12 protein-coding genes and 1 tRNA gene are annotated in these 15,041 nt (G+C 45.7%); 8 read left to right on the top strand and 5 right to left on the bottom strand.

Annotated elements, in window-relative coordinates; genetic code table 11:
* Window positions 1–2: 2 nt before the first annotated feature.
* Window positions 3–818 (top strand): TrmH family RNA methyltransferase, encoded by an 816-nt coding sequence (locus tag PEB0122_RS07885; protein ID WP_075868933.1) that lies wholly within the window; start codon window positions 3–5, stop codon window positions 816–818.
* 604 nt (window positions 819–1,422) lie between these two features.
* On the opposite strand, the gene mnmA is transcribed toward PEB0122_RS07885, so the two are convergent.
* On the bottom strand, window positions 1,423–2,619 hold the full coding sequence (mnmA, locus tag PEB0122_RS07875) for a tRNA 2-thiouridine(34) synthase MnmA (RefSeq protein ID WP_075914122.1): 1,197 nt from the start codon (window positions 2,617–2,619) through the stop codon (window positions 1,423–1,425).
* 344 nt (window positions 2,620–2,963) lie between these two features.
* On the opposite strand from mnmA, the gene sciP reads away from it, so the two are divergent.
* The gene (sciP, locus tag PEB0122_RS07870) at window positions 2,964–3,239 is read left to right on the top strand and encodes a CtrA inhibitor SciP (protein WP_075868936.1); all 276 of its coding nucleotides are present in this window, start codon (window positions 2,964–2,966) and stop codon (window positions 3,237–3,239) included.
* 911 nt (window positions 3,240–4,150) lie between these two features.
* Entirely contained in the window at window positions 4,151–4,372 is a 222-nt protein-coding gene (locus tag PEB0122_RS07865) for a hypothetical protein (protein ID WP_075916579.1), read from the top strand.
* Between the two features lie 119 nt (window positions 4,373–4,491).
* On the opposite strand, the gene PEB0122_RS07860 is transcribed toward PEB0122_RS07865, so the two are convergent.
* A complete protein-coding gene (locus PEB0122_RS07860; protein ID WP_075868938.1) occupies window positions 4,492–4,878 on the bottom strand; it encodes a flagellar export protein FliJ in 387 nt (128 codons plus the stop codon).
* A 625-nt stretch (window positions 4,879–5,503) separates the two neighbouring features.
* Between PEB0122_RS07860 and ctrA the strand changes: the two genes are divergently transcribed.
* Window positions 5,504–6,205 carry a response regulator transcription factor CtrA gene (gene ctrA, locus PEB0122_RS07855; RefSeq protein WP_075868939.1) on the top strand — a complete coding sequence of 234 codons (702 nt, stop codon included), beginning with the start codon at window positions 5,504–5,506 and terminating at the stop codon, window positions 6,203–6,205.
* Window positions 6,206–6,957: 752 nt separating this feature from the next.
* Here the strand turns inward: ctrA and chpT are convergent.
* Entirely contained in the window at window positions 6,958–7,587 is a 630-nt protein-coding gene (gene chpT / locus PEB0122_RS07850; protein ID WP_075916577.1) for a histidine phosphotransferase ChpT, read from the bottom strand.
* A gap of 264 nt (window positions 7,588–7,851) precedes the next feature.
* On the opposite strand from chpT, the gene PEB0122_RS07845 reads away from it, so the two are divergent.
* The 3 genes from PEB0122_RS07845 (at window position 7,852) to PEB0122_RS07830 (ending at window position 11,471) form a co-directional block, all read left to right on the top strand.
* Entirely contained in the window at window positions 7,852–8,457 is a 606-nt protein-coding gene (locus PEB0122_RS07845) for a DUF1134 domain-containing protein (RefSeq protein WP_075868942.1), read from the top strand.
* Between the two features lie 27 nt (window positions 8,458–8,484).
* Complete coding sequence (locus PEB0122_RS07840) at window positions 8,485–9,288, top strand: hypothetical protein (RefSeq protein WP_075916575.1); 804 nt, start codon at window positions 8,485–8,487, stop codon at window positions 9,286–9,288.
* A gap of 860 nt (window positions 9,289–10,148) precedes the next feature.
* Window positions 10,149–11,471, top strand: coding sequence for an NCS2 family permease (locus PEB0122_RS07830; protein WP_075914116.1), 1,323 nt, complete (start codon window positions 10,149–10,151; stop codon window positions 11,469–11,471).
* A 608-nt stretch (window positions 11,472–12,079) separates the two neighbouring features.
* Here the strand turns inward: PEB0122_RS07830 and PEB0122_RS07825 are convergent.
* Together PEB0122_RS07825 and PEB0122_RS07820 are read right to left on the bottom strand one after the other, a co-directional pair.
* Window positions 12,080–13,198 carry a DegT/DnrJ/EryC1/StrS family aminotransferase gene (locus tag PEB0122_RS07825; protein ID WP_075916571.1) on the bottom strand — a complete coding sequence of 373 codons (1,119 nt, stop codon included), beginning with the start codon at window positions 13,196–13,198 and terminating at the stop codon, window positions 12,080–12,082.
* A 125-nt stretch (window positions 13,199–13,323) separates the two neighbouring features.
* Window positions 13,324–14,331, bottom strand: a complete 1,008-nt coding sequence (locus PEB0122_RS07820) for a Gfo/Idh/MocA family protein (protein ID WP_075868948.1) — start codon at window positions 14,329–14,331, stop codon at window positions 13,324–13,326.
* A gap of 171 nt (window positions 14,332–14,502) precedes the next feature.
* Between PEB0122_RS07820 and PEB0122_RS07815 the strand changes: the two genes are divergently transcribed.
* Window positions 14,503–14,579, top strand: a tRNA-Met gene (locus tag PEB0122_RS07815).
* Window positions 14,580–15,041 lie beyond the last annotated feature (462 nt).

Here is a 15,041-nt window from a genome sequence, read left to right as displayed (position 1 = left end):
TTATGAGTTTGGATATTACGACAATCAGCGATGTTGATGACCCGCGGCTGCTCCCTTATCGGGATATTCGCGAACGGGATCTGGTCGGCCGCGAACATCATTTTATCGCCGAAGGCAAGGTTGTGCTTTCGGTGCTTTTGCGTTCGGACCGTTTTCAGGCTCAATCACTGCTTGTTGCCGCAGCCAAGCTTTTGGGGTTAATGCCGGTATTGGAAGCAACAAAGCCCACCTGCCCGATCTATTGTGTACCGCAAAAGATTATGGACGATATTGCAGGCTTCAATGTGCACCGCGGAATTCTTGGCATCGGAGAACGGATAAGCACCCCGACACTTGATGAATTTCTGGCAAGTTTACCGGAAAAAGCATTGGTTCCGGTTTTATGCGGCATTTCCAACCATGATAATATGGGCTCGATCTTCCGCAATGCTGCGGCTTTTGCGGCCGACGGTATTATCATTGATAAAACAAGTTGTGATCCGCTTTATCGCAAAGCCATTCGCGTGTCGGTGGGGGCGGCACTGAAAGTGCCCTATACTCAAGGTGAGGATATCAAGCATATTCTGGATGCGCTCGAAAAAGCCGATTTCCGGATCTACTCGCTTTCGCCATCAGCACCGAACTATTTGAAAGATGCGGAAGTGGCAAAAAGAACTGCTCTCGTTTTCGGAACAGAAGGTGAAGGCCTTCCTGAATTCGTGCTTAAAGATACCGAGACCTTACGCATTCCCATTGCATATGATTTCGACAGCCTGAACGTTGCTACAGCAACAGGATTGGCACTTGAACATTTTGCCGACTTTGACAAACTGAATTGAGAGCTTCGGGAAAATATTGTTTTTCTACTCCTGAAACGCAATTGTTCTTCATCAAAAGATAAAAAGCAGCTTCGACTATTTTTTTCGGCAACAACGGCTGAAAAATAAAAATAACCCGAAACATTCAGGCAAAATCACGAGAGACAGCCAAGGCTTTCTTCAGACACAACCGACGAGGTTTTCTCGAACATAGCCAATAGGGTTTTCTCTTGAACACAAGCCGGACGGGCTAAGCTGAACAAAGTCCACAAGCCATTCGTAAGCACAAGCAACAAGACCTTTCTTGAAAACTTTCGTCAAACCTTCCTCAGACACAGCCGGTAAGATTTTCCTGAACAACGCCACACGGTTTTCCGTAAACACCGATAACAAAGTTTATTCGGACACGGCGGGCTTTCTTCCTATACAATCGACTATGCTTTCTTGATAAGAGTCGGGAAGGCTCGCATCAATACATCTTGGTGAAAACTTGCATTGTGAAAAGCAGATATGTTTCGCTATGACAAATGCAAAGAGCCTTAAGCCTGGAGATGCAAAAATATTGCCGTGGGCAAATGGTTTTGCCAGCGGTTTTTTATCTGTTATTTTGAAACGCCTTGAGTTATCAGGCTGCGGTGTTTTCACGTGTTTGATTGAGCAGGTTTTTAAGCATTGCCTCGGCACGTGCATCCCGTTCGGAACGGGTGATAAAGCCGCCACCAAGAACCCGTGCGTCATTGCTGTCATTATCATAAAGAACACAAGCTTGTCCGGGGGCAACGCCGGTTTCGCCTTCCAGCAGTTCAACCGTCAACACACCGTCTTCGACTTTCAAAATTGCTGGACGTGGCGGGCGTGTGGAGCGTACTTTTGCAGCAACAACGATACCATCCTTCGGAAATTCGTCGATATTTTCGTCGCCCAGCCAATTGGTATCACGCAAAAACAATTTGCGGGTTTCAAGTGCTTCTCTCGGGCCGACAATGACGCGCGCATTTTCCGCATCAAGATAGACAACATAGAGGGCTTCGCCGGTTGCAATACCGATGCCCCGCCTCTGGCCAATGGTAAAATTGACAATTCCTTCATGGCGACCAAGAATGCGCCCGTCAATATGGACAATATCACCCGGATTGGCAGCTTCGGGACGCAATTTGGCAATCACATCCGAGTAACGCCCCTGAGGAACAAAGCAAATATCCTGACTGTCATGCTTGGAAGCAACAGACAAACCCATTTCGGCGGCAATTTCACGAACATGGGGTTTTGCAAGATTGCCAAGCGGAAAACGCAGATAATCAATCTGCTCCTGCGTTGTGGCAAAAAGGAAATAGCTCTGGTCACGATTGGCATCAACAGGCCGGTATAATGCACGGTGTGCACCATTCGGACGGCTTCTTATATAGTGACCTGTTGCCAATGCATCAGCACCGAGATTTTTCGCCGTTACAAGAAGATCGGCAAACTTCACTGTCTGGTTGCAGGCAACACAGGGAATCGGTGTTTCACCATGGGCATAGCTATCGGCAAAGGGATTGATGACGGCTTCACGGAAACGGGCCTCATAATCCAACACATAATGGGGAATACCCAAAGTTTCCGAAACACGGCGCGCATCCTCGATATCCTGACCGGCACAGCAAGAGCCAACGCGATGGGTTGCCGCACCATGATCGTAAAGTTGAAGGGTGACGCCGACCACATCATAGCCTTCTTTTTTCAACAATCCTGCAACAACGGACGAATCGACACCACCCGACATGGCAACGACCACGCGTGTGTCTTCAGGACGTTTTGGAAGATCAAGACTGTTGAGAGACATAAGCTTACCTTCTAACCCATTGGCGGCTTGTTGAAATTATATTGTGTTTTGAAACGCACAACACAACCGCCGCTTCGAAAAAGAAACTCTAAAACGGGGCAATTTATGAAAACCCGTTTTCTCCAGTTTATAAAAAAACAAAAAAAAATAAAGTAGCGTTTTGTGTTCAAGTTTGTTTGATTACCGCATTTTTTAGTTAACCTACTGATATTTATCAATTTTAAATAAAAAACACAATTTCGCGCCTCGCTATTTGTTAAATTTCCGTTTCCACCTGTTTAGCTCTTTTTTAAAGCTCGGCGTTTATTGTCGCTTCAGGTCCTTGAATAAGAGTAGAGAGTACAATGACCGAGTTAGTAAGAACACGAGTAAAATACGTTATTGGCCCAGATGGGAGTCCGCTTACGATCACCGACCTGCCGCCAAGCAATACAAGGCGCTGGGTTATCCGTCGCAAAGCCGAAGTTGTTGCCGCTGTCAGAGGTGGCCTGCTGAGTTTGGATGAAGCTTGCCAACGTTATACTTTGACGGTGGAAGAGTTTTTATCCTGGCAATGCTCGATTGATGAACATGGTCTTGCGGGCTTACGCACAACGCGTATTCAGCAATACCGGCATTGATATGCTTGACCCTTCTTGCCTTGAAATATCAATAAGACAACCGTTTCTTTCATTTTAAGAAACGGTTGTTTTATATTAAGGCGAATTCAAGAATGCGGGATAAAAATTTTTCCTGAAAATGAACACATGCGGAAAAGCGGTTTCAAGTTCCAAACCTTGTTTTAAGACTCGCTACCACATTTTAAAAAACGCTTTTTGCAAGACGCAATTCTGAAGAAAATTACACGCCTTGTAAAATTCAATTGTTGCAGCACTGAAATCGCCTGTTTTTCCGACTTTTTAAAAATTTAACTCTTCTTTTGTTTTTACAGTTTCTTTTCGTTCTTAACTTTTAGAATTCGGATATCATTCCCTGCCTGCTTGATGACTCTTTGTCATTATTGCGGTCATTATTGCGCAAGTTTTCTCTGCCGGCTTTGGAACCAAAGAAAAGACCATTCTGGCAGATTGCAGTTCTTCACTTTTTTTAAAACTTTTTTTAAAGCCCCTCCGGACGGGTGAGCGGTTCTTTTCCATCTTAGGGTCGTCCCCTCCTCCTCTTTTTGCTGCTTAAGACTCATTTTCTTCTCAAGCCTGTTTGGCAGGCGAAAGGGATTCCAAGGCTCTATTTCCGGTCAAGTATGAGGCTCCCGCAACAAAGAAGTGATTTCAAAACTTCTTCTTAATTTAAGTGCGAGGCTTGTCTTCAACCTTGCACATCAAGCAGGCAATCATGTGTTTGAGCTTAATGCCTGGCGGGTAAAATCCTCAGCGCAAAATCGAAATAAATTCCCTGCTGATCGGCTGATTTTTGAGAATGACACGTTGATATAATCGGAAAAATCGCGCGACATGACCGGAAGGATGATGTTCGAGTGCTCACAAAGCCCGCCTAAAGGTGAGAAACTGTTGCGAGGAACAATCCGGATGTAATGGGCAAAGATCAGAAAAAGCATAAAGATAAGGAAAGCACGAAAAAAATGGCCGGTTCTTCAACCGACCATTTCATGCCCGCCATCAGTAGGCACTGGAGAATAGTTTCGGGTTTTGTCCACGCTGTGTTGAAAGCGCGTTTTCATGAAAAATTAGTGCTTTGCTGGAGGTCCCGATTTTTAAATATCGTCAAAGAAACGGGAAAAACCGTTTTCCGTTAAAACGCTCTGTGCCCTTAACGACCGAAAGGTCAAAATATCCGCAACGTGTTTCCTTGAAGATGTTTATTTTCGCCCACGACCGTCGAATTGGCGTCGAGGTGGAATTTAAAACCGCGGTCTTAACCGATCATCGAGCGGCTTTGGACAAACACTGCATCTTCATCGGGCAATGCCTTGCCGTCGCGTTCTTCCAAAGCTTTTGCACGCTCAAGTTCGGCTTCGAGCTCATGCAGCTTCATTTCGCCGGATGCTTTCTGGATTTGCAAATCACGAATGGAATTCATGAGGTTTTCGCGCCGTTGACGGGCAGCACGTGCAAAAGTGGGATAGGCAAAATGGTTGACATCGGTAATACCGGATTTGCGCTCTTCATTAACAATCTGCGCTTCCAACTCGCTTGCCATACGATTGAACTCGCCCATCATCATATCAAGTTGAGAAATCTGGCGACGTTTTTCGCGCACCTGGAACATCTTCAACCGAACCACACTTTCACGCGGTTTCATACGCAATACTCCTTGACTACCGTGAACAAAAACACGTTCACACCTTGATACTCATACACTCACCGGACAAACGGTTTATCTCCTTTTGTTAAAGGAACCATGAACGCTCCCCGAAGAGATGGCAGGTTTGTTCACGGCGTTCCCCACCCGACGCTTATAACGAACGAAATCGGGCAGGATTTTTAACCATTTGTTTACGGTCTTTGAGCACTATAGCGGATGTCCCTTAAAGCTCGGTAAACAAAAGGCCATTTTCCAACACAAAAAAGCCTTTTTTGAAACCGGAAACAGTGAGTCTGTTGAATCGGTTAGAGCAATTTCTTAAAGTAAAAATTAAGCATATCTGTTCAGTTTTTATCACCTTGAATCAAGGTAATACAAGGTTTTTTTCATAAAATTTTATTAACTTCTTGCCAACGAGAATCATATTTTGTTAACCATTTTGATGCAGATTGGTTAAAGAGGCAACGAATTGTTCTGAGTGCTGCCGAAATGTAAAATCATGGTTTCGGTTAAAATCATGATTTTATGGTGTTTTTTAAATCAACTGTGCACGTTCATGGCGCAGTTGTTTGCATTGACCGCGATAACGCCTGATTCGGCTAGTGGAAAGGGGATATAGGATATGCGCGTTTTATTGATTGAAGATGACCACGCGACAGCGACAAGCATCGAGCTTATGCTCAAATCGGAAAGCTTTAACGTCTACACAACAGACCTTGGAGAGGAAGGTGTAGACCTAGGCAAATTATATGATTACGATATCATTTTGTTAGACCTCAACCTGCCTGATATGTCGGGTTACGAAGTTTTGCGCACTTTGCGTCTTTCCAAAGTCAAAACGCCAATCCTCATTCTTTCCGGCATGGGCGGCATTGAAGATAAAGTGCGCGGCCTTGGCTTTGGCGCCGATGATTATATGACCAAGCCATTTCATAAAGATGAATTGGTTGCCCGCATTCATGCTATTGTTCGCCGTTCGAAGGGACATGCCCAATCGGTGATTGCGACCGGTGACCTTGTTGTCAATCTTGATGCAAAAACCGTTGAAATCGGCGGTCATCCCGTTCATTTGACCGGCAAAGAATACCAGATGCTCGAACTTCTCTCCCTGCGCAAGGGAACAACTTTGACCAAGGAAATGTTCTTGAACCATCTTTATGGTGGCATGGACGAGCCGGAACTAAAAATTATCGACGTTTTCATCTGCAAACTGCGCAAGAAGCTGGATGCTGTTTCCGGTGGCGTCAATTACATCGAAACTGTTTGGGGTCGCGGTTATGTGCTGCGTGAACCGACAGAAGAACCGATGCGCGAAACTGCTTGATTTTTCTTAAAAATTTGGTTTCACGACAGATGATTTGAATAAATGCGCCGGAGACTTTTCCGTTTGGAAAAAAGTCTTCGGCTTTCTTTTTTGCTTCACCTCTAATGTTTCACCTATCATATTGGTGCACCATCATTTTTGTCGGTGTTAAGGCACTGTTTTCCGGCACCCGGGTTTCTGCCTTTGCTTCAAGTTCCCGGCTATAAATTTTGCGGTTTTTATCACTCATTATCAATCCTGCTAATCAATAAGGTGATCTTCCGCCTAAAGAAGGAAAATCCCTTTAAACAATTCTTATAAAAACCCAGAGTTTGTTTAACGACCGGGCATTTTCAAACTGGAGTTTTAAAAAATGCGTGAAAGCACTCTTCAAAGCATTTTTTAAATGACAATTGTTTAACGGGTGGAAATTGCTTGGCTGTTCCAACTTTTAAAACGCACGTTTTAATACTGGAAAAGAAAAATGCTTGAAGCTTTTTATTCATTCGTAAGCGCGGCTTTGGAGATCGAACCAAAAGAAAAATTTGATAGGCAAAGCAAAAACCATTCGGCACGGGAAAATTATTTCGCCCTCGCCCGGCTTAGCGTCCGTTAACATCCGCGTTTTTTCTACAAGAAAAGGGGAATGATAGCATGAGAGAAAAACGTTTTGCGCATGCCGATTTTTTAACCGGCATGTTTTTTTAAAAAAACCAAGTATTTTGCAAAAACAATGCAAAATGCGATACAGAAATGACCAAACAGTTCTCTTATCAGCTGGCTGTAAAAGTGATGATTTCCGGCTGGGCCTGAACACCGATTGTCATATTGGCCATTTGTGCCAAAAGCAAAGTGTAATAAAATTGTACGCTATGGGCATCAATCGGTTCTTCAGGAACCTGACCATTATATAATTCAAGGAATTTCGGCGGCACACGCAACATTTTTCCGCTTACCTTGAGTTGGAAAGCGCGTTTACCATTTTCTTCACCGATCTCGACGACAATATCGCCACCGCGTGGAATGGAAAGGTTTGCCACCAGAACAAGATTGAGCAACAGCTTCACTTCATTCTTTGGCAAAAGCAGACGCGGTGCCTTCCAATCAAGATTGCCTTTTTCGTTTTCCATGTAATTTTTGGCAACTGTTTCGGCATCACCGCTATCAATCTCGCTTCCGGCTGATCCGGCCGCACCGAAAGCAATGCGGGCAAACTGCAGTTTTGACGATGCATTGACCGCCGACATGCGGATGAGTTCTATGGCATCTTCCTGTGCGTCACTTTCGTCATAAAGTTCGACACCGTTATTGATTGCCCCGACAGGCGAAATAAGGTCGTGGCAAATGCGGCTGCATAACAATGCGGCAAGATCGGCGGGGCTCAAAGTGACAGCTAAAGGCATAATGAAAAACTCCAAAAACTACGTTTTGGCCTTGCTCTAAATCAAAACCCTTAAGATTCCATGGACAGAACTCAAAAAATATGAACAGTTGGAAATTACATTTATCCCCGCTTTCTCCGGCTTTTTGCAAATTATCCCGCCTATTTTTAAGCGTTTTTATGGTTTTTAAGAATTTAAACAACTTTGCCCGTTAGAATCAGAAGAAACCGGGTCTTTACATCATGAAAGACCCAACCATTGAGTGACCAGAAGAGGTGAAACACTATGACCGGTTCCATCCGTATTCAGTGGCGTAAAGTCGTTTTTCTCTTTGCGTTGGCTTTGTTTACAACATTGTTCGCAATTGGCGGATTGACCCCGTTGCAAGCTCAGCCCCAACAGCAAAACGGGCGCTATACTGCTCAGGAAATTATCGATTCCGGACATCGCTTTTTCGGCGATGCTGCCGGCAGTATGGCCACCGCAATTGAAAAAGTATTTGCCAAATATGGATTGCCGAACGGTTATATCCTCGGCGAAGAAGGTTCCGGCGCTATTATCGGCGGGCTTACCTATGGTGAAGGCACGCTTTACACAAAAAATGTCGGCGATCACAAGGTTTTCTGGCAGGGGCCGACAATCGGTTGGGATATTGGCGGCCAAGGCTCGCGCTTGATGATTCTTGTTTACGAGCTTGACAGTGTCAACAATCTTTGGGGACGTTATGCCGGTATTTCCGGCTCTGCTTATTTTGTTGCAGGTGTGGGCTTTCATGTGCTTAAGAAAGGAAATATCCTTCTGGTACCGGTCAGAACCGGTGTTGGCGCACGTTTGGGTGTCAATATCGGTTACCTGAAATTGACACCGGCAGCCACCTGGAATCCGTTTTAAACATTTGTCGGGCATCCGAGGCCTTTTATGCTTATCCAGTCGGTACTGTTTTTCATTCTTGGCATAGCTGCCACGACACTCGTTCTTATCCTGCTTGCTCCGGCAATCTGGCGGCGCGCGCTTTATCTTGCCCGCAAACAGATCGCGCAGGGTGTGCCGCTTTCGCTCACCGAAATCGAAGCAGATAGAGATTTTTTGCGTGCAAAACAGGCAGTAGAACTCGTCAAGCGCGACGAAAAATTCGAGCGTCTTAGCGAAAAATATGCAAGCCAAAAGCGCGAACTCGATCACGCAAAAGAAGAGCTTTGGCGCCTGAGCGGTGCCGATGAACGCGCAAACTTGTTGTCGGAACAATTGGCAGACGGGCAAGAGGAACTTGAAACCGAAAAACAGCTTGTTGCCACACTCGAAAGTAATAAGGGAAAGACCGTGGAGGAAATTCGCGACCAATTGATTGAAGAGCGTAAAGCCCGAGCGGCAAACCGTGTCGAGGCCAACGAAATCAAACGTCTGGAAGATGAAGTTGCAACTTTGAAAAGCAAGCTTGCCGAAGCAACACAAGACTTGCAACAAAACAAAATCACCAAAGCCGATATGGATAAGCTGCGCGAAGAGATCATGGATACTGCGGCAAAATTTACTGCCAACGTTGCAATATCCGAAGGTGCATCTTCTCCCATTCCCGACCTTGTCAAACAGGCTCGCGGCAAAAAAAGCCTTGCAGCCCGCATCAAAAACGATTTGAAGGCAGAAAAACAAAAACAGAATAAAACATCTGCCCCCAAAAAGCCTGCAAAACGCAAAACTGCAACAAAAGCCAATAAAATCTGAAAGCCCGAGAAGCCCCAAGCAAATAGTATGGAACAGCCAAACACAATTGTTTCAGAAAGATAGCGCCTCATCGCGCATCTGAAGCTGAGTTTGTTCGCCAAGCCTTAAGACTATTTTGTTTTTGGTTTCCAAACCGAAAGCTCGAGTTCTGCGAGAAGCCTTAAAATCTTTGCTTGAAACAATTCCAGGCTTGAATTCCGGTTGCGCTCGATGATTTCCGGCACGCTCCCCAATTTTATTGTTGTGGCCTTTTCGTTGTTAAAAACTGTTGTTACGCTATTTTGGAAAACCGGCTTTCCGTCAGCAGAAAGCCTTCAATTCTTTGTTCGTAAGGGTTTTGAACTAAAACCCACCCCGACTGATGTTTAAAAGTGTCCAATTGCCGAAAAAACAAAGCACAGCGCTTTGAAAACGTCATGGCGTAAGCTTTTTTTGATTTGCCGAAAAAGCCCGAAGGTTTGTTTTAAAAAACCGGAAGAAGCAGTTTTTTCTGATAATGAAGCCTTTTATTGCTCTTCGAGGAAGTCTGCATCTAAAAATTACAAAGATCCGGATTTTAAAATATCAGAACCTTCTGTTCAGCTAACCGGCTTTAAACTTTGGCGAACTGTTTTGAAAAAAAATGCGTTGGCCACAACTGATACGCATGCAGCCGCATTTTTGTGAGGAGATGTTCTTCCCCGCCCGAAACCGGCAATGATTGGCGAGAAAACTGTGAATCAAAGTCGATATGTTTGCCTTGAACACTTTTCCCCTTATAGCCTAAGGCCGACAAAATGGTATAAACGTAAAGCCGGACAGGTAGCGGCAATAAAACGGCAAAACCACCTTTAAAAGGTGTTCAAATAGGGATCGGCAGGATGCTTGAGAAACTATTTCACTTGAAAGCAAACAATACGCGCATCGGCATTGAAATCGGCGCTGGTCTTACAACCTTCCTCACTATGTCCTACATCCTTGCGGTTAACCCCACCATTCTGGGGGCTGCCGGAATGGATAAAGGGGCGGTTTTTGTTGCAACCTGTATTGCTGCCGCAGTCGGCTGTTTCATCATGGGGTTGCTTGCCAATTGGCCGATCGGCATGGCGCCCGGTATGGGGCTCAATGCATTTTTTGCCTATTCGGTTGTCATTACTATGGGCTATAGCTGGCAACAGGCTTTGGGGGCAGTTTTCCTTTCGGGCGTTGTCTTTCTTGTTTTAACAGCAACCGGCGTCAGGCAATGGCTGATTGCCGGCGTGCCGAAGTCGTTGCGCAGTGCCATCGGCGCCGGTATCGGCATGTTTCTTTCTATTGTGGCGTTCCAGAGTGCGGGCATTATCATCAATAACGATGCCACTCTTGTGGGGCTCGGCGATGTAACCAAAGCGGGGCCGGTCCTCGCCGGTATCGGGCTTTTTATTATTGTTGCGCTTGATGCTTTCAAAATACGCGGCGGCATTCTGATCGGCATTATCGCGGTGACAATTCTCTCTTTCATCTTTACCGATGACGGCTACAAGAGTTTCCAGTCACTGGTAAATTCCGGCGGAATTGCACTTCCCCCCTCTGTTGCACCGACCTTTTTAAAGCTCGATATTGTGGGCGTATTACATACCGGCATTTTCCATGTGCTTCTGGTTTTTGTACTGGTTGAAATATTCGATGCCACCGGCACACTTGTGGGCGTTGGCAAACGCGCCGGTCTTATTCCCGACGATAAACCTAATAATCTCGGACGCGCACTTTTTGCCGATAGCACGGCCATTCTTGCCGGTTCCCTTATCGGCACCAGTTCGACCACCGCATTTGTTGAAAGTGCCTCCGGCGTTGCTGCCGGCGGGCGCACAGGGCTCACGGCAATAACCGTCGGTGTGTTCTTCCTGCTCGCTCTGTTTTTTGCGCCTATCGCGCTTTCTATCCCCGCCTATGCCACCGCTCCGGCATTGATTTTTGTTGCCTGTCTGATGATGCGCGAATTTGCCGAAATCAACTGGGACGACATTGTCGAGGCAGTTCCGGCAGCACTCACTGCACTTTTGATGCCGTTTACCTATTCCATCGCCAATGGCCTTGCCTTCGGCTTCATAAGCTATGCTATTTTGAAAACAATTACCGGTAAATGGCGCGAGGTGCACCCGGCAACGTGGATTATCGCTTTCCTCTTCATCATACGTTTTTTGATTGAAGGCGGAGTGTTCTAGAAAGGCTGTGCCGTTCTTCCCTTATCAAGGCAAGAAGATTCAAGAGCGGATATGCCGTTCATCCCTTATTGAAACGAGGGATTCCAGAAGGCTGATACCCTCTCCCATTCTTTGCAATAGAACACTTGCCGATTGTAGCCTGTTCAGCATTTCCGGTTGTCAGGCAGATAGCGCGGTTTTTATTCGAGTGCTTGGTCTTTTCTTTTCCAAGCTTTTACCTTTCATCCATTCATTGAACAGCTTGCCCGAATTCTGAATTCAATAAAGCTGAACAAATTTTTTTGGGACCAAAAGCCGAGGCTTGAGATTTGCGGCCAATGTTTTGTTGAATAAGCGATCTCGTCCCCTTTCCTTTCACACTGGATAAAGACATGCGTGAGGATAAAATCATCAAGCGGAATTGAAAAGATAAGCTCAATCAGAAAGACGTTTTTGAGACGAATAAATTTCTTACTCTATAAATTTGTTACCTGATAAATTTGCTACGTTTTAAATTTGCAGTCCGATAAATTTTTTTCAGGCAAAAAAAGACCGGCACGAAAACCGGTCTTCTTCTTTATTTCTGATTGCTATTGCCGATCGTCTGGTTGGCAGTAGCAAAGCTTTTCTCACTTGCCACAAAATTCTCTGATCAAGCCGATAATTTTATCCTGATCGCTTTCCGGCAAATAGGGATGCATCGGCAAGCTCAAAACGTGATCGGCTGCATGTTCGGAAACCGGCAGGCCACCTTTGGCTTGCGGAAAATGACGGTAAGCAGTCTGCAAATGCAACGGCTTGATGTAATAGATCATGGATGGAATACCGGCATTTTTCAGATGCGCCTGAAGCCCATTACGGTCTTCGACAACGATTGTGTATTGGGCAAAGGCCGAGCGTGACCCTTTTTCGATTTTCGGAGTTTTAACAACGTCTTTCAAACCGTCGCTATAACGTTTGCCGATAACGGCGCGTTTTTCCATCTCGTCTTCAAGAATATCGAGTTTTTGCAACAAAATAGCAGCCTGAATGGTATCAAGACGCGAGTTCAAGCCGATGCGGACATTGTCATATTGGGATGAACCTTTGCCGTGGAAATAGATTGAACGCAGACGTTCGGCAAGGTCATCATCATCGGTAAACATTGCGCCACCATCACCATAGCAGCCGAGCGGCTTTGCCGGATAGAAGCTGGTTGCACCAACATTGCCGAAAGCGCCGCACATGGCATTTTCATGTTTTCCGCCAATGGCTTGCGCGGCATCTTCAATGATAAACAGGTTTTCTTTGGCGGCAATTGCCGAAATTCTGTTATAGTCGGCAGGAAGACCGAAGAGATCAACCGGAATGATCGCCCGAGGTGTCAGGCGGCCTTCTTTTTTGATCATTGCAATGGCTTCTTCAAGTTTTGCCGGATCCATATTGAAAGTATCGGGCAGGATATCGACAAAAACCGGTTCTGCACCGGTTAATGCAACAACTTCGGCGGTTGCAGCAAATGTAAAGCTTGGGCAGAAAACAGCATCTCCCGGTCCGATATTTTCAGCCATAAGCGGCATCAACAATGCGTCAGTGCCGTTCGAGCAGCCTATCACATGTTTGACGCCGATATAATCGGCCATACGTTTTTCGAATTCTTCGACTTCCGGCCCGAGAATATATTTGCCACTTTCAATCACATGGGCAATAGCCGTATTGATTTTATCTTTAATACGCGCCCTTTGCGCTCCAAGATCTATAAATTGCATATTCACTCCGTTGCTATCAATTGTTTAGCTGGCCGAATCATTCACTGGCACGGCTTGCCTAACATAACGCCTTAGACGAACAATATGTAATCAAAGTTCTATGACGCATGTAACAGCTTTTTACATTATTTCTTCGCCGTATCTTTATTTTTTGCCTGCGTTTTACCGGCAATTTCCTTTGCTTTATGGTGGACACTGCCGGCCGTCAGAATACGCAGAACGGCAATGGCTTCATCGCCATTGGTGCGGGGTTCCTCACGGGTTTCGATGCAGTGCAGGAAATGCTGCAATTCGCGGGTGAGCGGCATTGCTTCCTCAACCGGAATATATTCCGGCTCATCCGCAGTAAATGCCCATTGATTATTATCCTGCCAAACCTCGAAACGATAAATGGCAAGCTTTCTCCCCCACGGCTCGACATCATCAAACACGGCCATGGCTTTGGTACCAACCACCGTCAAACGACGTTCGCGATAGGGATTGAGGCGGGAAGCAAAAAGGTGGCTACGCATGCCATTGGGAAACTTCATATGGACATGGGCAAAATCGGACAAGTTGTCGATGATCGCCGCGCCCTCGCCATGAATTTCCGACGGTTCGCATTTTGTTATAGCCAGAATCATTGAAAGGTCGTGGGGCGCAAGATCCCAAAGTGCATCACTTTCGGTATGGAATTTGCCAAGCCCGAGACGGTGGGCATGAATATAGCGCACTTCGCCCAATGCCCCTTCATTGACAAGTTCAAGCAATTTTTCAAATGCCGGATGGTAGCGCAAAACATGCCCCACCATAAAAATACGCTTATGTTCCTTTGCAATGCGCACTTCGCGCTCTGCATCCTCGACATTGAGCGCAATCGGTTTTTCAACCAGCACATCCTTGCCGCCTTCTATCGCTCTGATAGCGTTTTCCGCGTGAAACTGCGGCGGCAGTGCCAGAACCATTGCATCTATATCTTTACGGGTAAAAATCTCGTCAACGGGGATTGCCTCGACATCGTGTTCTGCTGCAAACCCTTCCGCACGATGAACATTCACGTCGGAAACGGCTGCGAGCGCTCCCAGACTTTTCAAGGTACGTATGTGATTGCTCCCCCAATAACCACATCCCAAAACTGCTACGCGTGGAGCCATTGTCTATGCCTTATCCTTATTGCTGAACTAAAAAGCAATATCTTATCTGTTCAATATCGGTCATGAACGCCATTGACAAGAGAAAAGCTCAAAAACGATGCTTGACAGAGTGGGATTGAACCCCTTATATCGCCGCCACGGCTAAATGTTTTTTAAAAAGACATTTTTTGTGGCGGAGTAGCTCAGTAGGTCAGAGCAGAGGAATCATAATCCTTGTGTCGGGGGTTCAAATCCCTCCTCCGCTACCAAAGCCGCCGTTTTTCCCCTTTTTTGATCGCTTCCCGCATAATCGCTTTTAATAGCTATCCGCTTGATCGCTTCCTTCATAACGATAAAGTCTCTGGTGACGGCTTTCGTTTCGGGAAACAGGGTTTTTTGATTTTTTAAAAAATTTGGTCCCGAGGTGCTGCCTCCAAGTCTTGCTGTTTCATCTTAAAAAATGCCGCGCCACCGTACTTTTTGCTGATTAAAAGCACAAAACCGGTCGCCGTGGCGCATCAATATTTCATCGGCTTTATGGGGAAAGCAGCACGTTTAGCGCAAAAACAGCACGTTAAGCGAAAAAGCAGCGCGATTATTTGTATCCTGCACGAGAAAGTCTATTAAATCCGGCTAAAACGTCCTTTTAAAAACTCTCTTAAAAAATCCGTTCAACTATTCAAAAAAGCGGTATTCTTTTTTGAATGGAAAAATTGCCTATTTTTCTTTCC

The organism is Ditibartonella apis, assembly GCF_001952075.1.
GTDB lineage: Bacteria > Pseudomonadota > Alphaproteobacteria > Rhizobiales > Rhizobiaceae > Bartonella > Bartonella apis.
This window is presented reverse-complemented; position numbering and strand designations above follow the sequence as displayed.